The organism is Agrobacterium sp. 719_389 (assembly GCF_900188475.1).
Lineage (GTDB): Bacteria > Pseudomonadota > Alphaproteobacteria > Rhizobiales > Rhizobiaceae > Agrobacterium > Agrobacterium radiobacter.
On record NZ_FYEM01000008.1, the window covers coordinates 159,123 to 182,505 of the forward strand.

Here is a 23,383-nt window from a genome sequence, read left to right on the forward strand (position 1 = left end):
CCCGCCGGGGAGAAGGCGAAAGAGGCCCCGCTCGTTCCCAAGTTGCGAATCAGCGCTGCGCTCACGTCCCGCAAAACGTCCTGAACACCCGCTCATGGCTCATCGGCGGCTGCATATAGACGAAATTGTCCGGCCGCTCCTCGAAGGGCGTCGCAATCGCCTTCAGCATGGCGTGGAAGGGCTCGAAGTCATCCTCTTCCACCGCCGCTTCGATCAGTTCCTCGATACGATGGTTGCGCGGGATGATGGCCGGATTGGCGGAGAGCATCGCGCCTGACCTTTCGGAATCGGAAATCCCCTCACGACCGGCTCTTTCCCGCCAACGGGTGAGAAATTCGTCCGCCCCCGCTATATCGATGAACATGCCGCGAAACGGCTCGGCGTCGCCATTGGCCGCATGGGAAAGACGCCGGAAGGTCAGCGTATAATCCGCTTCAGATGCCTGCATCAGCGCCAGCAGCGCCTGCACCAGATCCATGTCGCCCTCTTCCTCGGTCGTCAGGCCAAGCTTTTCGCGCATGCCGGTAAGCCAGCGTCGGGGAAAGGCGGCGGCGAAATCGGCGAGAACGGCATTGGCGAGTTCGGCGGCTTTTTCCACTTGCGGATCGAGCAGCGGCAGCAGGCATTCCGCCAGTCTTGCGATATTCCATTGCGCAATGCCCGGCTGATTGTTGAAGGCGTAACGGCCCTGCGCATCGATGGAAGAAAAGACCTTGTTGGGGTGATATTCATCGAGGAAAGCGCAGGGGCCGAAATCGATGGTTTCGCCTGACACCGCCATATTGTCGGTATTCATCACGCCATGGATGAAACCCACCATCATCCAGCGCGCGATGAGTTCGCATTGCCTCTCCGCGATGCCGCGCAGCAAGGCGAGGTAAGGATTTTCGGCGTCTTTCGCCTCGGGATAATGACGGTCGATCACATAGTCAGCGAGGTTCCTGATCGCCTCGTCATCCTCGCGCGCGGCGAAGAACTGGAAGGTGCCGACACGGATATGGCTTGCCGCCACGCGGGTGAAGACACCGCCCGGCAGGCCGACTTCACGCTGCACCCTTTCGCCGGAGAGGACAGCCGCCAGCGCCCGCGTGGCGGGAATGCCGAGTGCAAACATCGCTTCCGAAACGATATATTCGCGCAGCACCGGGCCAAGGGCCGCACGGCCGTCTCCCCTGCGTGAAAACGGCGTTGGGCCGGAGCCCTTGAGCTGGATATCGCGGCGTTTGCCGTTAATGTCGATCACCTCGCCGAGCAGAATGGCGCGACCATCGCCCAGCTGCGGCACGAAGCCGCCGAACTGGTGGCCGGCATAGGCCATGGCCAGCGGCGCGGCCCCCTGCGGCACGACATTGCCGGAAAAGATCGCCGCCAGCCTTTCATCATCAAGGCCGGCCACATCGAGAAGGAGTTCGTCGGCCAGCCCGCGATTAAAAGCGATGAGGCGCGGCGCCTTCACCGGTGTCGGCAGCACGGCGGCGCTGAACCGTTCCGGCAGGCGGGCATAGGAATTGTCGAATTTCATCACGGATAAACTCCCTGCTTTGCCCCTATATGGGGCCGGAAGGCGGCGGATGCGAGCGATAAATGCCCAACCTCCTCCATCGCTTCATTCAATTTTGCGCAATGAACTTTCCCGCGCCATCATCGTTCCTATGCTTGACCCGCAGAATGCCGAACGGAAAGGAAAAGCAATGACCGTTGTTGAAGCCGCAGCCGAACCGGAAAGCGCCATCCGCACCCTCCACACCGAACTGCCTGTCAACGCCACCTTCCACGTCTGGCTGAAGGCGAAGAAAGCCGCCGAGCCCGGCGCCGTCTCCTTTTCCAATCAGAATGGAAAATTCGCTGAAGTTTCAAGCGTCAACACGGAAGAGTTCGGTTTTCGAATCTACCAGGTCTTTGGCGGCGGCCATGTGGAACTGAGTTACGACACGGTCACGACAGCCGTTTCCGTCATCTACTGGTTCACCGCGTCGGATGTGCTCGAAACCGGTATCACCGTCGTCCATACCAAGCCGGACAACGCCGCACCCGAGCTTCCCGGCAGCTACCACTTCCGCCCGCCCTTTGGCTGGATGAACGACCCGAACGGTTTTGGCCGCTTCGAGGGCCGGCCGCACCTGTTCTATCAGCATTATTCTCACGGGCTGCGCTGGAACACCATGCATTGGGGCCATGCCGTCTCCTCCGATTACCTGCGCTGGCGGCATCTGCCGATCTTCCTCTTCCCGTCAGAGGATCTGACGACGCGGCCGGACAAGCGCGGCGGCGCCTATTCCGGTTCGACCATTCCGCTGGTCGAAGGCGCCGGCATCCGCGTCTTCTTCACCGAGCAGGTGCAGGACCGCATTCCCGAGCAGCAGATACAGCTGACCGCCACCTCGTCCGATCTCATCATGGCTGGGCAGGCCGAGGTCATTCTGGGCCACCGGCCGGACGGACAGGGACTGACCCCGGATTTCCGCGACCCTTACGTCTTTCGTGGCCCCGATGGCCTGTGGAAAATGGTGCTTGGCAGCCAGAGCGATGGCGGCGGCGTCATTCTGCTCTACGAGACGCTGGACCCCACGGCGGCATCGGGCTGGACCTATGTGGGCAAACTCTGGGTGGAGACGCGTTATAAAACCACCGCCATTGAATGCCCCTGCCTGCTGCCGCTTGATGGCCCGGTCAATGCCCGCTCCACCCGCTGGGTGCTGATTTACGGGCTGATGCATTCGGAGGATCCGGAGACCGGCCGCAAGAACCTGACCATGGCCGATGTCGGCTGGTTTGACGGCAAGGCCTTCACCAAGGAATCCGGGCAGGAACTGGATTTCGGCACCGACAACTACGCCTTCCAGGCGTTTCTGGACGGCGACAGCATCATCGGCATGGGGTGGCTGGCAAACTGGGCGGATGCCAATCCGGAAATCGATTTCCCGACCTCGATGACGTTGCCGCGCCGGATTCAATACGTGAATGGCGAGCTTCTGACCCCGCCCATCGGCGCTGCGGAAAGCCTGCGCAGCCATATTCTTGACCGCACGCGGCTTGCTGCGGGCGAACGCGTCACCTTCATCAACGGGGCGGTGGAAATATTGTTCGAGCTTGCCTCACCCGGCGCGCCCTTCGAACTGATGCTCGATCATCCGACGGTCAAGCTTGGCGTCGTTTCCGATGAAACGGGGCTGTGGATATGCCATGAGGATGGCCGCGACGGCCCATCGCCGCATTATATCGCCCGGGGAGCCAAGGCGTCCCGCATCCGCATCTTTCTCGATTACGGCTCTATCGAGGTCTTCGCCAATCGCGGCCGATATGTGGGCACCAAGCGCATCGAAGGTTTCGAACCCGTGCGCTCGGCGCTGCTGAAGGCCGCCCCCGGCGCGGTGGTGCATGCCACCAGCTGGGCGCTGAAACCGTGAGGAACCTTTTGACGGATTGGGCGGTTGATAGACCGAAACCGCCCATTCCGCCGAAAGGAGAAACGGCATGACCAAAATCCGCGATACCAGCGATCCGATCCTGTTTCCGACCGAAGCCAATGAAAACAAGGCCGAGAAGAAACGCGCCGGCAAGGGCATCATCATCATTATCGGCGCAATCGCCATCATGTCCTTCGTCGTTTATCTGGCGGCGATCACCATCGCCGCCACCCAGTCCTGATCGGGGCCGCGCCCTCCGCTTTGTTGGTCGCATTTCCGGACAGAAAACCGGGTTCCACTTTTTCTGGAAATGCTTGCTCTAGCGCCTTTCGCCCCGCAACCCGCTGGCGGTCATGATCGCCAGCAGCGATACGACCACACCCAGCCCATAGAGATAAACCATCGGCATCGTCACATCCGCACGCCCGATCTGCGCCACGAGATCGGTCGCGGCGGCGACAGTGCCGCTTGCACCGGCGCCGGCCGCAGAGCCGAGCGTCGCGACCGTCGGCAAAAGCGCACCCGTCATCTTGCGTTCCTCTTCCGGCGCGGCCTCCATGGCGGCCTGGCTGATGCCGGCCCAGGACATGCCGAAAGCCGATCCGATCAGGATTTGACCGAGCAGCATTTCTCCCCAGTTGCCGGTCGCCAGCCCAAGCCCCAGCAGCGCACAGCCCGGCACCATCTGGTAGGGACCGTAATGCAGGCAAACCTCCCGCAGACGGGTGGAGCGCAGGCTGCCGATCAGCATTGCCACAAAGCTCCAGGCAAGCGGCATCGTCACCACGATGAAACCGGCAAAGGTCGGCTCATGCTGCCAGAGATTGATGGCGACATAAGCGAGATAGACGCTGCCCAGCGCATGGGCATAGGACATCAGGAACAGCACCCAGAAACCGCTGCCGAGCACCGTCTTCAGCCGAAAGGAATCCTTCGGCAACAGTCCGACGGAAGGCCGTGCGCCCGCCCGCAGAGAGGCCCACAGCAGCGCTGCCCCCGCCAGCAGGGAGAGCGCCCGCAGGCTCGCATCCTCGAAGGCGGAAGGAGCGGAAAAGGCCAATGCGCCGACAAGGCAGAGAACCAGCGGCACCAGCGGTCTGCGCGTCGCCGCCACCGGCCGCTCGGCGGAGACGGCAATGGTGGTATAGGCCAGAAGCAGCAGGATCAGCGGCGCCGACAGCAGGAAGGTGGCCCGCCAGGAGATATGTTCGGTGGCAAAACCACCGGTCAGCGGGCCTATGAAGGAGGCGACCGCCCAGATCGCCGCCTCGATGGCGAAGACCTTCGGCAACAGGCCGGAGCGGAAACCCGCGGGAATGAGGCTGTAGCACACGGCCACGATCAGCCCGTCCGCCAGTCCCTGCAAGGCTCTGCCAACGACGACCCACAAAAAGTCGCCGGCGATTGCCGAGAGAACCGAACCGAAGGAAAATATCAGGCAGCAGAGAAGCAGGACGGCGCGCGCGCCAAAACGTTCGCGAAACAGCACGGCGGTGACGCCGCCCGCCACGGAGCCGACGAAATAAAGACTATAGGCCCAGCTGTAAAAACCCGCGCCGCCGATTTCGTTCACGGCAACGGGCAAGGCCGTCACCACAGCGAACTGATTAAAAGCATGCAGGCCGATACCGGAGGAGATGACGGTCAGTAGCGAGAGATTCGCCCCGCTCAGCAATTCGCCCCAGCCGTTTTTCTCCGCCATTTCGATACTCGACAAAGCCGTATCCTTTCCATTTTTTCGGGTACGGCCGGCAAACTAGAACCTCAAGCGCCATTGAGGTCAAGACGCCTTTTTCACGTCATTTGTTTTGAAGGAATCCTGCACGGCAGGAACCCTCCGCGCGCCCGCTCGTTTGCCGAAGAACCGACAGAAAGGATACCGTCATGGACCGCAAGAAAATCCTGCCCCCTAACGAAGACGCCATGGATGAGGATCTGCTTGATCTCGACATCGACGCCCTTCCCGCCAAGGGAGAGATTCCGCAATCCATCGAACAGGAAATCGAGGAAGAAGAGGCGGAGACCGAGGACGACCCCTATCAGGAAAGCGACGAGGCCCTGCCCGACGATGCCGAGGAACGGGTGATCAACCGCAATCCCTCACGGGAAGGCGGGGCTTTCGACGAGGTTTAATGATTTCGCCCTGCAACGACTCAGGCGGGATCGATCATGCTGATGACACGACCGGCGATTTCGTCGACCGTAGCATCGTCAAGCGTTTCGATATATCTCGCTTTCTTCTGGGCGGTGCGGGCAACAATGTCCATACTTCTCACTTGGTTGCATAGTGCGACACCAGTTGTCTTGTGGCCCGATATGTTCACGGCAAGCCCCGCCTTGCGCGTGAATAGTCCGCCTGTGGTCACGGGAACGACAAGGCACAGTCCAACCGCGTTGATTTCTCTGGGCGTGATGACGATACAACGATGTTCGTCCCTGATTTCGCTGCCGATCACAGGGTTGAGGTCGACCAGATAAACGTCGCCACGTTTTGGAACCTGACTGCGGACCATCAAAGGGCTTCTTTGCCGACTGGCGGCGCTTCGTCCCATTCCCGCGCGCTGGCGTTGAGGGTAGCGACTTCATCCGCACCCTCCAGCAATTCGGCAAGCGTGAAGCGTTTCTTTTCCTGCCGAACCGGGCTTGCGACCAGCGCGCCGTTATCGACCTCGAGCGTCAGTTGCTCACCGATTTCCAGTCCCAGCATTTTCAAAAGAGCGGGCGGGATGGTCATCACCGCCGCACCGCCCTGACGTCTTATTCTCGTCGTTACGGTCATCCGTCTACGCTCCATTTTGTGCAACATATGTAGCACATTTTCTGACCCGTGCAAACGGAAGCCGCCTCTCAGCCCACCCTTTCCGGCGAATAACCGGCTTCGCGGATCGCCGCTTCCGCAGTTGCGGCGTCGCCCGTTACCGTGAGCCGGTGGGCGGAAAGATCGATGCTGACGGCGGCATCGGGAAGCACCTCCGTGAGAGCCCCGCGCAGCGTCTTTTCGCAATGGCCGCAGGTCATGTCCGGAATAAGGAAGGTGGTTGCACCCATGGTTTTCTCCTTCTGGCCGGTAGCGATATTGTCGCGCCGGTTGTCATTAAAGTTCAGTGAGTTCTCGCGGACCTGGCGTTGTTCTTTTCAGCGCCCGCGAGATCATCGAGGATGGGGCAGTCGGGCCGGTGGTCGCCGCCGCAGCAATGGGCGAGATGCGACAGCGTTTTCACCATGCTCTTCATCTCGGCGATCTTCTGCTCGAGATCGGCGATGTGGACGAGCGCGATTTCCTTTACCGCCGAACTCTCACGGCTTTTGTCCTGCCAGAGTTTCAGCAGCGTCTCGGTCTCTTCCAGCGAGAAACCGAGCGTGCGCGCCCGCTTGATGAAGCGCAGATTGTGCACGTCCTGCTCGCCATAGACCCGGTAATTATTGCCGGTGCGGGCGGCCGGCGTGATGAGGCCGATCTGCTCGTAATAACGGATCATCTTGGCGGAAACGCCCGATGCTTCCGATGCCTGCCCGATATTCATGACATCACCTCCCGATGGACCACCTTCGCCCGTTTCAATCTCAGCGCATTGGCGAGAACGAAGACGCTGGACAGCGCCATCGCACCCGCGCCGATCATCGGCGACAAGGTGATGCCGAAGGCCGGATAAAGCACGCCCGCCGCGACCGGTATCAGCGCCACGTTATAACCGAAGGCCCAGAACAGGTTTTCCTTGATGTTGCGGATGGTCGCCCGGCTCATCTCTATGGCGTTGACGGCGCCCATGAGATCACCGCCGACCAGCACCACATCGGCGCTTTCGATGGCGACATCCGTACCGGTGCCGACGGCGATGCCGATATCGGCCTCGGCCAGCGCCGGCGCGTCATTGATGCCGTCGCCGACGAAAGCGAGCACCTTGCCGCCTGCGCGCATCTCGTGGATCGCCTTCACCTTGCCCTCGGGCAAGACTTCCGCCACCACGCGGGAAATGCCGACCTGCCTGGCGATTGCGTTCGCCGTGCGTTCATTGTCGCCCGTCACCATGGCCACTTCGATGCCCATGGCCTGCAACGCCCGGATGGCAGTCACACTCGAGGGTTTCAGCGGATCGGCAACCGCAATCGCAGCCGCCAGCCTGCCGTCAATGGCGGCATAAAGCGGCGTCTTGCCCTCATCACCCAGCCTTGCGGCGGCCTCAGCAAAGATATCCACGGAATGGCCGAGTTTCGCCATGAAACGATCCGCGCCGACCTCGACCTTGCGGCCATTGACGGTCGCGGCGATGCCGTAACCCGTCACGCTTTCGAAGTTTTCCACAGTTGCGGGTTCGAGTCCCTCCGGGGTCGCCACATTCTTTTCTTCCGCAGCCCGGACGATGGCCTCGGCAATCGGATGTTCCGACCGGCCCTCGACGGCGGCGACCAGCGCCAGAACCTCGTTGTCGGCAAATCCTTCCGCAACCACCAGATCGGTCAGTTCCGGGCGGCCCTTGGTCACCGTACCGGTCTTGTCGACCACGACGATTTCAGCCGAACGCAGCTCCTGCAACGCCTGTCCCTTGCGGAACAGCACACCCAGTTCCACCGCCCGGCCGGTGCCAACCATGATTGAGGTCGGCGTGGCGAGACCCATGGCGCAGGGGCAGGCGATGATGAGCACCGCGACCGCATTGACCAGAGCGAACGTATAGGCGGGTTCCGGGCCGAATATCGCCCAGACAATGAAGGTCAGCACCGCAATGGCGATGACGACGGGCACAAACAGCGCGGTAACACGGTCCACCAGCAGCTGGATCGGCAGCTTGGACCCTTGAGCCTCCTCCACCATGCGGATGATCTGCGACAGCATGGTATCCGCGCCCACCTTGGTCGCCTTGAACTTGAAGGCGCCTGTTTTGTTGATGGTGCCGCCGACGACAGTTGCGCCGATGGTTTTTTCCACCGGCACCGGCTCGCCTGAAATCATGGATTCATCGACATAGGACGAGCCTTCGACGACTTCGCCATCGACCGCCAGCCTTTCGCCGGGACGGATGACGACGATATCGCCGGCCACCAGATCATCGGGGGAAATATCGATGGTGGCGCCGTCGCGCTCCACCCGCGCGGTCTTCGCCTGCAGGCTCATCAGCTTGCGGATGGCGTCTCCCGTGCGGCCGCTGGCGCGGGCTTCGAGAAGCCGCCCGGTCAGGATCAGCGTGACGATGACGGTTGCCGCTTCATAATAGACGAACTGCGCCTCTTCCGGCAGCAGATCGGGCGCGAAGGTCGCCACGACGGAATAGGCGTAGGCCGCCGTGACGCCAAGCGCCACCAGCGAATTCATTTCCGGCGCACCGCGCAGCAAAGCGGGAAAACCGGCCTTGAGGAAACGCAGGCCCGGCCCGAAGATCACCGCCGTCGCCAGCACGAAATAGATGTAATAGAGGTTCTGCGTCTCGATGATGCCCATCAGCCAGTGATGCATCGGCTCATAGAGATGGCCGCCCATTTCCAGCACGAAAAGCGGCGCGGTCAGGATGGCGGCAATCGTCAGGTCGCGTTTCAGCGCGCCCTCCTCACCCACATGCTGCATGTGGTCATGGCCGCCGGTTTCGCCCGCCATCTGGCCGTGGCCCTGATGATGATTATGATTGTGATGGGCGGAATGGTCATGCGGTTTGGGTGTCTTCAGCGCGAACCCGGCAAGCTTTGCCGTTTCCACCAGCGCATCCCGTTCGCGCCGGCCGCCGATCGTTTCCACCGAGACCCTGCCGGAAGCCGCCTCGACCTTGACGGCGATTGTGGTGGCGACCGCTTCCAGAACGGCCTTCAGCCGCCCGGCCTGCGCCTCGTCCTGCAAGCCTTCCACCACAAATTCCTGCCGCTCCGGCGCGATATCGTAACCGACCTTCTTGATGGCGGCGCCAAGCGTGCGCGCCGAAAAACCCTCGGCGGGCTCGACGGTGAGCTTCTTCGTGGCGAAGTTCACGGAACTCGACATGACACCGGGCACCTTGGCGGCAGCCGTTTCCACCCGCCGCACGCAGGAGGCGCAGGTCATGCCCTCCACGGGAATGGAAACCGGTTCATTTCGATGGGCGTGTTTGACTGTCTCGTTCATGGGAAATCCCCTTTCGAGACCCTATGTAGAGATTCCCATGATGGGAAGGTCAAGGGAAGGGAAATTTTTTGTTGAACACACAATCGTGAGCGCAGCCACCCGTCCGAAGCAGGGCGTTCGCCACGATCAGAAGACCTATCGACCCACTATCGGGCGCGGCTTCCCAAGCGCGTTCAGACCGCCACGCGTCTTGCCAGATAAACCGTTGCGCCGCCGCATTCGGGATCGTTGACGGTATGATCGAGAAGCCGGAAACCATGTGCGACAAGCAGGCTTTCATACTCATCGCGAGCAAGGCTTGCGTGATAAAGCGGCCGCCCCTGAAAGGTGCCGATCGCTTCCCCGTAGTCGGGTCCGGCCGTGAACATCAACGCCGCGCCATCATTGGCATGCTGGCGGAAAATGCCGAACATGCGGCGCTGATCTTCCACCGTCAGGTGGAAAAAACTGTGCCACGCAATCAATCCGTCGAAGCGGCGGTCGAGGGCCAGCTTTCGCATATCCGCAACCGCCCAGAGGTTCCGGGGAAATCTCGCCCGGCAAAGCTCAACCAGCGGCAGGGACGCATCGATGCCGGTGACGTCATAGCCGTTGGCAATGAAGTAGCCGGCGATCGGCTCCCCGGAACCGCAGCCTATGTCGAGAATGGACGCGCCATTCGGCAAGAGCGAGGTGAATCTGTCGAGCCATGGTTTTTCGGCAAGCGAACGGCCCCGTAAACTGTCGAAATCGGCCCCGTGTTCATTATAGATCGCGATGACGTCGCGAGAGGCGTCCGACATGTGCTTATCCTCTTCAGGCAAAGGTCATGCCGGCTGCGCAATCACCGGTGCACGGCCAGCCGCGGAATATCGCGCAGGAAGGCGTCGCGCACGGCGGGACCGAGCGGCTCGTTGGACGGTTTGTCGGAAACGCGCAGCCTTGCGAAGACGATGTGCTGGCCTTCGCGCTCCGCCCAGCCGACGAACCAGCCGAAAGGACGATTGCGGTCGGGGTTGCCCTTTTCGTCACGCATGTAGCCGGTGCCGGTCTTGCCGTGCACGGCCCAGCTTTCCGGCGCATCGAAGACCGGAACGATTGCCCTTGTTTTCGCCTGTGCATCACGCGAGACCGGCAGATTGCCGGCCAGAAGGCGGCGCAGGAAGCCGACCTGCTCCACCGGCGAAACCGTCAGCGACGATCCGAGCCAGGAATGGGTCAGGCCGTTATTCTTGCCCGGCTCACCGGAAACATCGGCATTGCCATAACCGAGACGCTTCACATAGGCGGCGAATTTTTCCGGTCCGAGACGGCGGGTGATTTCACGCGAATACCACAGGACCGAATCCTGTTCCCATATCGAGGGATCGACCGTCTTGCGGTCGGAGGCGCGCGCCTCCGTGCCGGGTTTCCAGTCCCAGGCGGGCGTCTTTTCATCCTGAAGGATGCCGGCATCGTAACCGATCAGCGCCAGCGGCACCTTGAAAGTGGAGGCCGGCGCCACGCGCTGGTCACAGGCGCCCTGCTGGTTGATGATGGCGCCGGTCTCGATTGACGTGACCAGCGTGCATTCGAAGGCCTGGGGCTTTTGCTGGGCATCAGCGGAAAACGGCAGGAGCCCCGGAAGGGCAAGGCATGAAAGAACGATGGCGGGCAGCCGGTAGCGCATGCGTTTTGATGTCCCTCGTCCGCTTTGCGGATCATTTGCCGGAATGGCCGGAAGCTGTCTTTGATTTCAGACAAGTCGTACCCCGAAACCGTGACACGCTTTCGGACGACATGCCTTTAGGAGACTGATGGGGCAGGAATAGGACCAAAACGAAAATTAGCGATTTCCGTCACATCCGCTCCTTTTCGCCTGCCCTCTCGCCAACCGTCAGCGGCCAGTCGACCACATAATCCTCGAAGTCGTCAACATCCACGTCGGCCTCGCTGACCGTGCGGCCGCGCGCGGAAATGCCCGCCTGATGCACCGTTTCCGTATCGCCGGAAACAAGATAGTGCCACCAGTACAGATCCTTGCCATCACGCACCAGCGCATAGGCGCAGGTGGGCGGCAGCCAGCCGATCTCATGGACCTTCTTCAGGTCCAGCTGGATACAATCCGGCACGGTGGCGCGGCGGTTTTCGTAGTCGGAGCATCGACAGCTCTCGCCATCGAGCAGCACACAGCGAACCGAGGTGAACGCCACTTCGCCGGTATCCCAGTCCTCCAGCTTGTTCAGACAGCACAGCCCGCAGCCGTCGCACAGGCTTTCCCATTCCTCACCGGTCATCTCGGTCAGCGATTTGGTTTTCCAGAACGGCGCGTCATTCATCGTTAACATTTCCGTTTCATTTTGATCACTTGGACAGGAGTGTTTAACCGGTCCCTAATCCTTTATATCGTATCGCCAAGGGCTGGTTTGTACGATATTTTAGCATATTGGCAGGCGGCAAAGCGGTCATTGGCCCGCGAACCGCCGCCACGTCAAGCAATTCCGACATAACCATGCCACGGTTTTGCGTCGGGAATGGGTTGAAGCGCAGAATATCGACGATCGCGTTGCGTTGAACAGGAACACATCGGCACGTGCAGGAAGAAAAAGACGATAAAAGCGGCCGTAAAAAACGGCACATCCTGCTCCGGATCGATAGCTTCATCGACTCCGGCCTGTGGACGGCTGCGGCGCGGCTGGTGGATTTCTGGGAAGACGTCACCATCGCCTCGCGCAAACTGCATGTGCGCGGCTGGAAGAAGCTTCTCGTCAACCTCACCTGCGACGCGCTGACCTTCGGAACGGCGGGTTGCGTCGTGCTTTTGGCGCTCGCCATGCCCGCCTTTGAGGAAACCAAGAAGGACTGGCGTTATCGCGGCGATTTCGCCGTCACCTTCCTTGACCGTTACGGCAATACAATCGGCCATCGCGGCATCATTCATGAAGATTCCGTCCCGATCGACCAGATGCCTGACCATTTCATCAAGGCGGTGCTGGCGACCGAAGACCGGCGTTTCTTCGACCATTTCGGTATCGATTTCATCGGTCTTGCCCGCGCCATGAGCGAAAACGCCCGCGCCGGCGGCGTGGTGCAGGGCGGCTCGACGCTGACGCAGCAGCTCGCCAAGAACCTGTTCCTCACCAATGAGCGCTCGCTGGAGCGCAAGATCAAGGAAGCCTTCCTCGCGCTGTGGCTCGAGACCAACATGTCGAAGAAGGAAATCCTCAGCCTTTATCTCGACCGCGCCTATATGGGCGGCGGCACCTTCGGGGCGGCGGCCGCGGCGCAGTTTTATTTCGGCAAGAACCTGACCGACGTGACACTGGCCGAATCCGCCATTCTGGCCGGCCTGTTCAAGGCGCCGGCCAAATATGCGCCGCACGTCAACCTGCCCGCCGCGCGCGCCCGCGCCAACACCGTTCTTTCCAACCTGGTGCAAAGCGGGTTGATGACCGAGGGTCAGGTGATCGGCGCGCGGCGCAATCCGGCCACCGTCATCGACCGCGCCGATGTGAAGGCGCCGGATTATTTCCTCGACTGGGCCTTCGACGAAGTGCAGCGGCTGGCCGCCGAAGGCAAGTTCAAGGACCATACCGTCGTCGTGCGCACCACCATCGATACCGGCCTGCAGCAGGCGGCCGAACAGGCGATGGAAATGGGCCTGCGCGAATATGGCGAAGGTTACCGCGTCAAGCAGGGCGCGATGGTGATGATCGAGAACGGCGGCGGCGTGCGCGCCATGGTCGGCGGGCGTGACTATGGCGAAAGCCAGTTCAACCGCGCCACGGCGGCGCTTCGCCAGCCGGGTTCCTCCTTCAAGGTTTATACCTACTCGGCCGCCATGGAAAAGGGCATGAAGCCGGAGACGCTGATTTCCGATGCGCCGGTGACCTGGCGCGGCTGGTCGCCGCAGAATTACGGCCGCTCCTATGCCGGCAAGGTGACGCTGCAGATGGCGCTCGCCAAATCCTACAATACCGTGCCGGTCCGGCTCGCCAAGGATGTGCTCGGCACACAGGTCATTGTCGACACGGCCAAGGCCATGGGCGTGGCCACACCGCTTCGCAGCGACAAGACCATTCCGCTCGGCACATCGGAAGTGACCGTTCTCGACCAGGCAACCGCCTATGCCGTTTTCCCGGCCGACGGCATGCAGTCACGCCGCCACGGCATCGAGCAGGTGCTGGATTACGAGGGCAATGTTCTCTACGATTTCAGCCACAATGAGCCGCCCGCCAAGCGCGTGCTCTCCGAAGACGCCAATTCCAAGATGAACCAGATGCTGGTGACCATTCCGGTCATGGGCACGGCCCGCCGCGGCGCGCTTGACAATGGCATCGTCTCCGGCGGCAAGACCGGCACCTCGCAGGCTTACCGCGACGCGTGGTATGTGGGTTTCACCGGCAATTATACGACCGCCGTCTGGTTCGGGAATGACGAATTCACGCCGATGAACAACATGACCGGCGGCGCCCTGCCCGCCATGACCTTCAAACGGCTGATGGATTACGCCCATCAGGGCATGGAGCTGCGCCCCATCCCCGGCATCCAGAACCCGTTGCCGACAGGTGCGCGCCCGCAACCTTCGGCGCAAGTGGCGGCCGCAGCCACCAGCACACCTGCCCTGCCGGCCCTCACCCGCCCACGCTCGCTTTCAGCAGAGGCCACCCGCGTCATCCGCTCCATCGCCAAGAAGATGAAGGATGCTTCGGCCTTGAGCGTGACGACGCAGAAGGTGGCGGATGCATCTTTGCGTGACGGCGCGGAGGATGCGGCGCGGCGGTGAGGTTGCGGGCAACCGGCCAGGATTTCTGACGGAGCGTGCGGCTTCCCCCCTCTGCCCCTGCCGGGCATCTACCCCTCAAGGGGGGAGATCGATATGCGGCGAGGTCCAGCCCATCTCAACGTTAGCGAATGAAGTGGTGGTAGCGCCGCTCGCCAATCTCCCCCCTTGAGGGGGAGATGCCCGGCAGGGCAGAGGGGGGTAAGCCACTCACTCTACGGCTCCCGTCTCTCCAAAGCCGGCGTCAGTCATCTCACCGCAACAACACCGCCCTCGCCGTCTCCACCATATGCGATGTCAGCGCGCCCAAACGGTCGGCGGCCAAACGATTAACCTGCCAGTAAAGCGGAATATCAAGCGGCGTGCCGGGAACGACCTCCACCAGCCTTCCCGCCTCAAGATGCTCCCTCACAAGCTGCACCGGATTGAGCCCCCAGCCCATACCGGCAAGGCTTGCCTTCACGAAACCGTCCGTCGAAGGCAGCCAGTGGGTGGGATAGGAGACATCCTCGCCCAGCGCCTGCCTGATCCAGCTCGCCTGCAACCTGTCCTTCTGGTTGAAGGTCAGTCCCGGTGCGTGGGCAAGGGCTGCGGGCGTGACGCCATCGGCGAAATGGCGGGTCATGAAATCCGGGCTGGCCGTGGCGTGATAGCGGAGCACGCCGAGCGGCGTTACCCGGCAGCCCTGCACCGGCTTGGCGTGGGCGGTAACGGCGGCAAGCACCCTGCCCCCTCGCAGCCATTCCACCGTATGATCCTGATCGTCCACTGCGATGTTGACGAGATAATCGCTGCCGCCGGTGAATTTTGAAACCGCATCCAGAAACCATGTGCCGAGGCTGTCGGCATTGGTGGCGATATTGAGCGTCACACGCTCCGCCGCGGCGCCCGTCTCTGCGAGCGCCGGAAGCTGGCGGAACAATTCGCTTTCCAGCATGCCGACATGATCCATGTGCCGGCAGAGCCATTCACCCTTATCCGTCGCGACGCAGGGGTTGCCGCGCACGATCAGCACCACGCCCAGCCGCTCCTCCAGCTGCTTGATGCGCTGGGAGACGGCCGAAGGCGTGACACACAGCACCTGCGCCGCCTTTTCGAAACTGCCGGTCTGGGCAACGAGCGCCACGGCGCGCATGGCAGGGTAGTCGAGCATTATCGCACCTGATGTAGGGGGTTGGTGGGGGTGGCGCGAGGCTCTTCGAGGCGATGGGCGACACCCTCTCCCGCCCTCATTCCTGTTCTTGTCACAGGAATGAGGGTTGAGAGATGGCAACGTCGTGAAAAATCGAAAGGTTGAAGAGAGAAGCGCGACATTAGCTTATCTTATCCGAGTTGAGTTTATTTAACTGGATTAAACCATTCCGCCCAAATATCCAAGCACTCGGTCCGAAAGCAACGCCTTCGGCCATTCCACATGGACAGAGGCAGGGGCCGCGACGCGTATGGACATCCAGATCTTCTTCACCGGTCTTACCATGGGCCTCAGCCTCATCGTCGCCATCGGCGCGCAGAATGCCTTCGTTCTGAAGCAGGGTCTGGCGCGTTCGCATGTGTTTGCCGTCTGCGCCACCTGCGCGATATCAGATGCGCTGCTCATCACCGTCGGCGTGTTTGGTTTTCAGCGGATCAGCGCCATCATGCCGGCGCTCGATCCCATCATGCGTTATGCGGGCGCCGCCTTCCTCATCTGGTATGGCGCAAAAAGCCTGCATTCGGCGCTGCGTTCCTCCGAGACGCTGTCGGTGACCGAGCGGCAGGAGGCGAGCCTGTGGCAGACGCTCGCCATCTGTCTGGCGCTGACCTTCCTCAATCCGCATGTCTATCTCGATACCGTCGTGCTGCTCGGCACCATTTCCACGCAGTTCCCCGGCTTTGAGAAAACCTTTGCGGCGGGCGCGGCCACCGGCTCGCTGGTATTCTTCTTTTCGCTGGGTTATGGCGCGCGCTGGCTGCGACCGATTTTCGAAAGACCCTCCGCCTGGCGTATTCTCGAAGGCATCATCGCCGTTACCATGTGGGCCATCGCCTTCAAGCTCGTCATGGGCGCATAGGCAAGGAATTTCCCGCTCCAGTCACTTTCACGAGGACTAAACAAGCCGCGCCATTTTCCAAACGGGGAATCAGTGATAGTCCTCGACCTGTTCAAAACGGGAAAACAGCGTGTTCCGAGTTCCATTCCTTGTCGGCATCGCCCTTCTGATCGCCTTTGGCGGCGGTATTGCCGCAACACTCGCAGCACTTGAGGCGACATCCGGCTTTGGATCGATCCGCATCGGCTCGTGGGATGCGTTTCCCGAAGCGCAGACGATCGAGGCCGACCCTTACGCCAAATCGCACCGCGCCGATGCCGGCAAGCTGCTTTACGGAACCGCCGAGGGACTGTCCTTCACCGCCTCCGTCGACAGCGATGGACAGCGCCTCAGCGGCGAGTGCCGGTACCGGCTGGCCGGCGCCGTGCCGCCCGCCCGTTTCTGGACGATTTACACCGCCGACCAGCAGGGAAATGTTCTGGCTGAAGATGCCGGGCGGCCCTTCGCGCTGAATTCCCGCACGCTTCTGCGCAGCGCCGATGGCGGCATCGACATCACCATCGCCCCTGACGCCCAGACCTATAACTGGCTGGCGGTGCCGCAGGGCCAGACCTTCAAGCTTGTCATGACCCTGCTCGACACACCGGTTGCCGGCAGTTCCGGCCTGATAGACATATCCATGCCGCAAATCCGCAAGCTGGGGTGTGGCAATGTTTAGGGTCCTGCTCGCCATTCTCACCGGTCTCGTCGGCGCAGCCGTGCTGCACGTCATCATCCTTCTCGCTATCCCGCATTTCAGCAATCGCGACGCCTATACGCGCGCGCTTGCGGAAGGAAAGCCGCATCTGTTTCATCTTCTCGAGGAGACGACGGAGAAAAAGACCCTTGGCAGCGGCGATCCCTTCATGCGGGTGGCGGTCTGCACCTTTAACATCGAGGAACAGCCCGTCAGGCTGACCGCCATCGGCGCCGTACCCTTCTGGTCGGTCGCAGTTTACGACAAGGCCTCGAATGAGGTGTTCAGCATGAACGACCGCACATCCGCCGCCGGGGTTATGGATATTCTGGTGGCTGATGCGGTGCAGATAGCCGCCATCCGCAAGGCGCAGCCGCCCTCGCTTTCGCAGGCCATTCTGGCGGAATCGGATCAGACGGAAGGGTATGTGGTTTTGCGGACCATGGTGCCGCAGCCGAGTTTCGGCGAAGAGGCGGAACGGTTCCTGAACGAGGCGAAGTGCCAGCCGACGCCCTGGAAATAGCGTCTGACATCATCGGCAATCAGGATTTGAGGGCGGTTTCCACTGCGGATTTGCCCTTGCGCGCGACTTTGCCGGTCGGCTCGGTATCACGTTTTTCATAACGCACGCCGGTAAACAGCACGACCTTCGCGGGGCCGATCAGCTTTCCGACAACGCCGGCGGGACGCAGGCTTCGTCGGGCGTCGCTGATTGGAATAATCTCTGCCATGCTCATCTCCTCTTCGGGACATGATTGTCAATGTTGCCCATGGGAACCGCGCAAGCCTCATCTTGCGTCGGGAATTTCATCACCATCACATTGCGCATAGGCCAGCCCACAGACTGGTTTTCGCACGATCCAAAAATCCAAAACGATTCTTATAAGGGGATCGTGCGCAGATTCAGGCTTCGCATGCCATTTTTGCATTTATTCCGTCGATAAGAATAACATGGAATCCTAATACTGCCCATGAAATTACAAACAGACAGAGGTTAATGATCCGTTAACCCTAACTGCCGGGCCGTCACTTATTCCTCCCGGCGCCACACGCCTTGAAAACAAAGGCGATGCGGTAAAGTTCCACGGCATTTCACCCGTTATGAAGGTTTTAAAATTTCCTTGTTGATAGAGGCAGATTCCCTCTTGCCACCCCCCATAGTTAACAGGACGTCAACGCATTTGCTCTAATTTGAACCGATATTGTGTTTGCGTTTGTTGGGTAGTGCGTTGACCGACCGGTTTCGAGAACTTGAGAGGCCAAGAGCCGTGAGGAAGAAAGATGTGGTGCTGATGGCCACCGTGACGAATTTCGAGAATGTTTCGCATCCGTCAAAAACGGACCTTCGGCAGTTCGCCGAACTTTTCATGCCGCTTTTCAACGCCTCCACCGATGAAGCCAAGCGGGAGGCGATCGCCGCACTCTCGCAGCATCCGAGCGTGCCTTCGGCTGTCGCCTTCTTCATCGCCTGCCAGCCGATTTCGCTTGCGGCGCCCTTCCTCATCTCCTCCAAATGCCTCGATGACGACACGCTGATCACCATCGCCCGCACACAAGGCGCGGCGCATGCGCGCGCCATCGTCCGGCGCGAGGATCTCTCCCCCACCGTCATCGACGCGCTTGTCGGCCTGCGCCACGCGGAAGACCTGAAACGGCCGGAAGAGGAAACGGCTGCCGCCGAACCGCAGGTGGCGGCAAGCCCCGAAGCGACGAAAACGGAAGAAAAGACTGACAACATCGCCGCCGCTTCCGCACTCGAAGAAGAAATGCGCCAGCGGATCAAGCAGATGGCGCATCACCTCAACCGCCCGGAAAGCGACGTCCTCGGTCTTCGCCGCCTGAGCGAGGTGCAGGAGGCGCTGCTGGTGCGTTTCGCCCGCGAGCGCAACGCCCGCCAATTTGCGGTGGCGCTGGCGGATTCACTGTCCTCCAGCTACTGGCTGTCGGAGCGCATCATGCTCGATATATCAGGCGCACAGCTGGCAACGACGCTCACCGGTCTTGGCATGGAGTTTTCCGAGGCGGCCTTCGTCCTGCAATGCTTCTATCCGCATCTTGCCGCCGCCGAAGGCGACATGAGCCGTGCGGAGGCCCTGCTCGACCGCCTCGACATCGTGGAATGCGAAGAGCGGCTGGAAAGCTGGCGGCGGGCCGACAGCTATACGCATGGCCGCGAGCGGCTGAGCCACAGCGCACCTGCTGCGCAGAGAAACGGGACGCAAGGGTAAGCAGGCCTGTCCTTGCGTCTTTCGCGACGCGAAGCCATTCGCGGACGAAGAACCGGGGTCTGCTTTTCCTCGTTCTAGGCCTTGGGCTGGTCCACCAGCGTCAGCAATGTTCCGATCTCGTCGGTTTCGATCTCCACCACCCACAGGTCGCTGTCGAAACGCCGTTCCCTTTCCAGAAGAGCTGTGCTTTCCTCGCCATCCGCACCCGCAAGACGCGTTTCGAAACGGCGCTCGGCACGGATTTCCTCATCATCGGCGAAGCTCTGCGGCGCAGGTCCATAGAGGTTCTCGCGGCCATCGCGCAGGCGCTGGCGAACAAAGATCGCCCCCGCCTCCTCCGCCCCCTTCTTTTCGACAGCGGCAAATCCGCCGGCGGCGAAGACGCGGCGGATGAGGGCTGAGACGAACATTTCGGATTTGAGGCGCATGGGGTGCTTTCGATGGAAACGGTGGGCATGCTGTTGTTGATTTTGGGCGGCCGAAGGTGCGCGGGGCTTACCCCCCTCTGCCCTGCCGGGCATCTCCCCCTCAAGGGGGGAGATCGATCTGCGGTAAGTGCTCGCCCATCTCAACGTTTGAGAATGGAGCAGTGGAAGAGCCTCTTGCCGATTTCCCCCCCTTGAGGGGGAGATGCCCGGTAGGGCAGAGGGGGGTAAGCCCCGCGCACCTTCGGCTGCTGTCAAAACTCAAAGCGCCCCGATCGACTTCAGCTTCTTCAACACGGCCTCGCTCGGCTCACCGGTTTCCGGCAGGCGGTAATGTTTCTCAAATGCGCGGATGGCGTTGCGGGTCTGCTGGCCGGCGACACCGTCCACCTTCACATCGGCATAGGCGATATTGATCAGACCCTGCTGAATCCTGGCGATCAGCTCGCGGTTTGCCGGCTTGGCGGCGCTGTTGAGGGAGGCCGGTTCGGCCTTCGGACGCGGTGCTTCCGCCTTGCGGATGGCCGCGGCGACGGGGTCGATCTCGACGCCGCCGCTGCTATCGGCAGGCCGGTCCCTGGGGATCGCCGCAACTGTCGCGCCGTCGATCCGAAGCGCCGCCAGCACGCGGGTCGTCGGTTCGCCGGTCTGTTCCATGCCGAGCGTTTCTTCGAAGAACATGATGGCGGCGGCGGTGCGCGGGCCCATGCGGCCGTCCGCCTCGCCTTCGTAAAGTCCGCGTTTCTTCAGTTCGGCCTGAATATCGGCGACGATCTGCTGCGGCTTCTGGGTTTCGGCAGCGGGTTGCGCTGGCGTTTGGGCCGCAGGCTGTTGCGCGTTTTGCGTCTCCGCCGGTCGTTCTATGCGGAAGGTGGTGACGTTGCCCTGCGTGCCGAGCGGCTCGGCGGGACGGTAACCGGCAATGCCGTTCGGGTTTTCCGCATCGCGCGTGCGCAGGAAGGGCGACGGGTGCACGCCCGGCTGATACCAGAGCGCATTGGCGGCGACAAAACCGAAAACGACCGCGAAGGCGCCGCAGCTGCCGACCATTTTTGGATGGCGCAGGATTTCGCGCCCGATGGCCGAAACCACCAAGGAAACAATCCCGGCGCCAATCTGGGCCGTTGTTTTCTTAGGCGATTTTCGCTTTCGCGGGGCCATCGTCACCATCCTTTTTCATCATTGCGGCGATGTCACCGAGCTGCCGGATGCGCGGCGGGAATTCCACCATGCTTTCGGTTTCAGCGCTTTCGCCCTCACCCGCCATGCCGGAACCGTCAGCAGGCAGGGTGATCGTTACGACCGTTCCCTCGCCGGGCTTGCTGGTGATGGCGAAAGTGCCGCCATGCAGTGCCACAAGCCCCTTGACCAGGGACAATCCCAGACCCGTGCCCTCATAGCGACGGGTATATTCATTCTGAACCTGCATGAAGGGCTGGCCCAGGAGTTCAATCTTGTCGGAAGCGATGCCGATGCCGGTATCGCTCACCGTCAGTTTCAGCATCGCGCCCTCACGCGCGGCGTCGATCGACACCACACCACCCGCATCGGTGAATTTTATGGCGTTGCCGGCGAGATTGATGAGAACCTGCCGGATGGCGCGCTGATCGGCGGAGATTTCACCGATGCCGCGCTGGATGCGGCTGGTCAAAGTCAGGCCTTTTTCCTTCGCCTGCAGGCCGAGCATGGCTTCGCAGGACGAGATGGTCTCGGAAATGGGGAAGCTTTCCATCATCAGCTCGTAACGGCCGGCTTCCAGCTTGCTCATGTCAAGCATGGTATTAACGACCGACAGGAGATGGGCGCCGGACTGGCGGATGAGGCCGACATATTCCCGCTGGCGGTCGTTCTCCAGCCGGCCGAAATATTCGCCGGCGAGAATATCGGAAAAACCGAGGACCGCATTGAGCGGCGTGCGCAATTCGTGGCTGACGGCGGCAAGGAAACGCGACTTGGCGTCATTGGCCGATTCCGCCTCCGCCGCCTTGCGGGCGACATCGCGGCGCAGGCGTTCCATCTCGGTGACATCGGAAAGCTGGGCGACGATGCGGCGCAGCCGGCCGCTGGCGCTGCGGATCGCCGTCATCTCGATACGCGCATGCATGAACTGTGCCTGACGCGATTTCGCACCCGTCTCGAAGCGGAGTTCGGCGGTCGCCCTGTCCTCGCCCTGCCGCAACAGGTCGAATGCCTGCATCAATTCGATACGGTCGGAGACATAGACATATTCAACGAGCGAATGGCCCTTGCTGGCCTGTAGATCGGCCGGGAAGGTCGCGAGATCGCGGCCGGAGACGTGTTCGACGAAGCCGGTCTCACCGATCATGAGCACGAGGCCCGGCACCTGCGAAGCGGCGATCAGGTCGTTATCGCCAGACGCGGCGGAAAAGGAGGATGCACCGCGCGCAGGACGGGAAAAGGCGATCAGCAGCGCTGCGGCGGCCAGAAACAGCGCCAGCACCAGTGCGGCGCCGATGGGCAGCGCGATGGCGGGGCTGATGACGAGGCTGAAGAGGGCAGGCACCAAGAAAAGACCAACAGTGCTGAAGGCAATCAGCCGGCGCAGGCGCGCAACGGTTCCGGCGCGCCTTTCGGCGTCCTCTTCCATGCGCGCAAGCCATCTGCCTGCGGCATGGTCGACCAATGCGACCGCTTTTTCTCTCATATTACGCAATACCAACACCGAATCCCTGAGGCGGTTCTAACGGCTCCGACAATAGAAGGCGGCGGCTTAAGGAATGGATAAAAAGAATGGCGTCAAAGGCCTGTCAAAGGCGTCGCAGTCCCATTACGGGGCATTTATTCCAAGCTTTGCCAATCATGGTTAATGACGGGTAAGCGACGGATTTCGCTTCATTTTTGCCATCATGTTAACTTTTGTGGCAAGGCGGGCCACAGCTTTCGCCCGGAACGCGCGGCCTCTGTCGCAATTATGCTTAACATGGACTGTTAAAATGCGAATGAATTGGTGGCAGGCGTCCCGATACGAGGAGAATAGATACAATTTGAATTAAATTGCGTCGCTTTTTGCAATCGGCTGTTCGCCGGTCGCGTGTAGCTTCTTCACAAGCCCGAAAAACGGGACAAAGGCCGATGACCCGGAACCGGGCGGGGCTTTAGAAAACAAAGATCATCTGGCAGGGTAGTCTGACAATGTGGTTTCTGATCAAAGGAACATTCTGGTTTTCGCTGGTGCTGGTGGCGCTGTCCTATTTCGGCAGCAGCAACGATCCGGCCAAGGAACCTTCGGCATTTGATCTTCCCAGCGCCGTTTCGGCAGCCGGTGAAGCCTATCGTTACGTCAGCGCCATCTGCATCGAAAAGCCCGATGTCTGCGTCAAGGGCGCCGAAACCTTCCATGCGCTGGGCGAACGGGCAAAGGAAGGCGCGAAGGTCGCCTATGAACTGCTCGACAAGCAGCTTGCCTCCGGTGAAAAATCCGCTCCCGCCGCTGAAGTCGCAGCCGAGGTCGAAAAGCTGGCTGGCGCTCCTGTCGTCAGCGTCGAATTTCCCGGCAATACCGACATGCTGAAGACCGGCACCGTCATTCCCCTGCCGCAGAAGCGCCCTGCTCCCTGATCTTCGCCGGCCACCGCGCCGCATCTTTTTTGCGAGCGGAGATTTCCGCCCGCCGAATGCCTGCCAAACTTGCCCACGGAAACCTGTTTTCCGTGGGCTTTTTCGTGGCCCATGGTTCAAAACCGGCCGCACTTGCCCTATATCCTAGC

24 protein-coding genes are annotated in these 23,383 nt (G+C 61.1%); 9 read left to right on the forward strand and 15 right to left on the reverse strand.

The window, feature by feature from the left end:
• Positions 1-61: 61 nt before the first annotated feature.
• Positions 62-1,522: a YdiU family protein gene (locus CFB10_RS16030; RefSeq protein WP_020009688.1), complete on the reverse strand. Its 1,461-nt coding sequence runs from the start codon at positions 1,520-1,522 to the stop codon at positions 62-64.
• A 169-nt stretch (positions 1,523-1,691) separates the two neighbouring features.
• Between CFB10_RS16030 and CFB10_RS16035 the strand changes: the two genes are divergently transcribed.
• Positions 1,692-3,407 carry a glycoside hydrolase family 32 protein gene (locus CFB10_RS16035; RefSeq protein WP_026363503.1) on the forward strand — a complete coding sequence of 572 codons (1,716 nt, stop codon included), beginning with the start codon at positions 1,692-1,694 and terminating at the stop codon, positions 3,405-3,407.
• A 67-nt stretch (positions 3,408-3,474) separates the two neighbouring features.
• Positions 3,475-3,648, forward strand: a complete 174-nt coding sequence (locus tag CFB10_RS16040; protein WP_020009686.1) for a hypothetical protein — start codon at positions 3,475-3,477, stop codon at positions 3,646-3,648.
• Positions 3,649-3,726: 78 nt separating this feature from the next.
• Here CFB10_RS16040 and CFB10_RS16045 read toward each other — a convergent pair whose 3' ends face one another.
• Positions 3,727-5,115, reverse strand: coding sequence for an MFS transporter (locus tag CFB10_RS16045; RefSeq protein ID WP_026363502.1), 1,389 nt, complete (start codon positions 5,113-5,115; stop codon positions 3,727-3,729).
• 176 nt (positions 5,116-5,291) lie between these two features.
• Here CFB10_RS16045 and CFB10_RS24060 point away from each other — a divergent pair, with 176 nt between their 5' ends.
• Entirely contained in the window at positions 5,292-5,540 is a 249-nt protein-coding gene (locus CFB10_RS24060; protein ID WP_020009684.1) for a hypothetical protein, read from the forward strand.
• 20 nt (positions 5,541-5,560) lie between these two features.
• On the opposite strand, the gene CFB10_RS16055 is transcribed toward CFB10_RS24060, so the two are convergent.
• The 8 genes from CFB10_RS16055 to CFB10_RS16090 all read right to left on the reverse strand — a co-directional run bounded on the left by CFB10_RS16055 (position 5,561) and on the right by CFB10_RS16090 (position 11,792).
• Complete coding sequence (locus tag CFB10_RS16055) at positions 5,561-5,920, reverse strand: type II toxin-antitoxin system PemK/MazF family toxin (protein ID WP_020009683.1); 360 nt, start codon at positions 5,918-5,920, stop codon at positions 5,561-5,563.
• Entirely contained in the window at positions 5,920-6,186 is a 267-nt protein-coding gene (locus CFB10_RS16060) for an AbrB/MazE/SpoVT family DNA-binding domain-containing protein (RefSeq protein WP_020009682.1), read from the reverse strand. Before CFB10_RS16060 ends, CFB10_RS16055 begins: the two co-directional genes overlap by 1 nt.
• Positions 6,187-6,254: 68 nt before the next feature.
• Entirely contained in the window at positions 6,255-6,455 is a 201-nt protein-coding gene (locus CFB10_RS16065; protein ID WP_020009681.1) for a heavy-metal-associated domain-containing protein, read from the reverse strand.
• A gap of 53 nt (positions 6,456-6,508) precedes the next feature.
• A complete protein-coding gene (cueR, locus tag CFB10_RS16070; RefSeq protein ID WP_020009680.1) occupies positions 6,509-6,931 on the reverse strand; it encodes a Cu(I)-responsive transcriptional regulator in 423 nt (140 codons plus the stop codon).
• Positions 6,928-9,495 (reverse strand): heavy metal translocating P-type ATPase, encoded by a 2,568-nt coding sequence (locus tag CFB10_RS16075; RefSeq protein ID WP_020009679.1) that lies wholly within the window; start codon positions 9,493-9,495, stop codon positions 6,928-6,930. Before CFB10_RS16075 ends, cueR begins: the two co-directional genes overlap by 4 nt.
• 173 nt (positions 9,496-9,668) lie before the next feature.
• A complete protein-coding gene (locus CFB10_RS16080; protein ID WP_020009678.1) occupies positions 9,669-10,277 on the reverse strand; it encodes a class I SAM-dependent methyltransferase in 609 nt (202 codons plus the stop codon).
• A gap of 41 nt (positions 10,278-10,318) precedes the next feature.
• Positions 10,319-11,143 carry a class D beta-lactamase gene (gene blaOXA / locus CFB10_RS16085; protein WP_020009677.1) on the reverse strand — a complete coding sequence of 275 codons (825 nt, stop codon included), beginning with the start codon at positions 11,141-11,143 and terminating at the stop codon, positions 10,319-10,321.
• 169 nt (positions 11,144-11,312) lie between these two features.
• Positions 11,313-11,792, reverse strand: a complete 480-nt coding sequence (locus tag CFB10_RS16090; RefSeq protein ID WP_020009676.1) for a YcgN family cysteine cluster protein — start codon at positions 11,790-11,792, stop codon at positions 11,313-11,315.
• Between the two features lie 254 nt (positions 11,793-12,046).
• On the opposite strand from CFB10_RS16090, the gene CFB10_RS16095 reads away from it, so the two are divergent.
• Entirely contained in the window at positions 12,047-14,239 is a 2,193-nt protein-coding gene (locus tag CFB10_RS16095; RefSeq protein ID WP_020009675.1) for a transglycosylase domain-containing protein, read from the forward strand.
• 250 nt (positions 14,240-14,489) lie between these two features.
• On the opposite strand, the gene CFB10_RS16105 is transcribed toward CFB10_RS16095, so the two are convergent.
• A complete protein-coding gene (locus CFB10_RS16105; protein WP_020009674.1) occupies positions 14,490-15,389 on the reverse strand; it encodes a LysR family transcriptional regulator ArgP in 900 nt (299 codons plus the stop codon).
• Positions 15,390-15,678: 289 nt separating this feature from the next.
• Here CFB10_RS16105 and CFB10_RS16110 point away from each other — a divergent pair, with 289 nt between their 5' ends.
• The 3 genes from CFB10_RS16110 (at position 15,679) to CFB10_RS16120 (ending at position 17,525) form a co-directional block, all read left to right on the forward strand.
• Positions 15,679-16,287: a LysE/ArgO family amino acid transporter gene (locus tag CFB10_RS16110; RefSeq protein WP_020009673.1), complete on the forward strand. Its 609-nt coding sequence runs from the start codon at positions 15,679-15,681 to the stop codon at positions 16,285-16,287.
• 109 nt (positions 16,288-16,396) lie between these two features.
• A complete protein-coding gene (locus tag CFB10_RS16115) occupies positions 16,397-16,984 on the forward strand; it encodes a DUF1214 domain-containing protein (RefSeq protein ID WP_020009672.1) in 588 nt (195 codons plus the stop codon).
• Positions 16,977-17,525, forward strand: coding sequence for a membrane protein (locus tag CFB10_RS16120; protein ID WP_020009671.1), 549 nt, complete (start codon positions 16,977-16,979; stop codon positions 17,523-17,525). Before CFB10_RS16115 ends, CFB10_RS16120 begins: the two co-directional genes overlap by 8 nt.
• Positions 17,526-17,544: 19 nt before the next feature.
• Here the strand turns inward: CFB10_RS16120 and CFB10_RS16125 are convergent, their stop codons facing one another.
• Entirely contained in the window at positions 17,545-17,733 is a 189-nt protein-coding gene (locus tag CFB10_RS16125; RefSeq protein ID WP_003509245.1) for a hypothetical protein, read from the reverse strand.
• 561 nt (positions 17,734-18,294) lie between these two features.
• On the opposite strand from CFB10_RS16125, the gene CFB10_RS16130 reads away from it, so the two are divergent.
• Positions 18,295-19,230, forward strand: coding sequence for a DUF2336 domain-containing protein (locus CFB10_RS16130; protein ID WP_026372543.1), 936 nt, complete (start codon positions 18,295-18,297; stop codon positions 19,228-19,230).
• Between the two features lie 74 nt (positions 19,231-19,304).
• Here the strand turns inward: CFB10_RS16130 and CFB10_RS16135 are convergent, their stop codons facing one another.
• From CFB10_RS16135 to CFB10_RS16145, 3 genes are all read right to left on the reverse strand, one after another.
• On the reverse strand, positions 19,305-19,658 hold the full coding sequence (locus CFB10_RS16135) for a DUF1491 family protein (protein WP_020009667.1): 354 nt from the start codon (positions 19,656-19,658) through the stop codon (positions 19,305-19,307).
• Between the two features lie 258 nt (positions 19,659-19,916).
• Positions 19,917-20,816, reverse strand: coding sequence for a peptidoglycan-binding domain-containing protein (locus CFB10_RS16140; protein WP_026363500.1), 900 nt, complete (start codon positions 20,814-20,816; stop codon positions 19,917-19,919).
• Complete coding sequence (locus CFB10_RS16145) at positions 20,788-22,320, reverse strand: HAMP domain-containing sensor histidine kinase (RefSeq protein ID WP_020009665.1); 1,533 nt, start codon at positions 22,318-22,320, stop codon at positions 20,788-20,790. Before CFB10_RS16145 ends, CFB10_RS16140 begins: the two co-directional genes overlap by 29 nt.
• 488 nt (positions 22,321-22,808) lie before the next feature.
• On the opposite strand from CFB10_RS16145, the gene CFB10_RS16150 reads away from it, so the two are divergent.
• A complete protein-coding gene (locus tag CFB10_RS16150) occupies positions 22,809-23,234 on the forward strand; it encodes a DUF5330 domain-containing protein (protein ID WP_020009664.1) in 426 nt (141 codons plus the stop codon).
• The last annotated feature ends 149 nt before the right edge of the window (positions 23,235-23,383 follow it).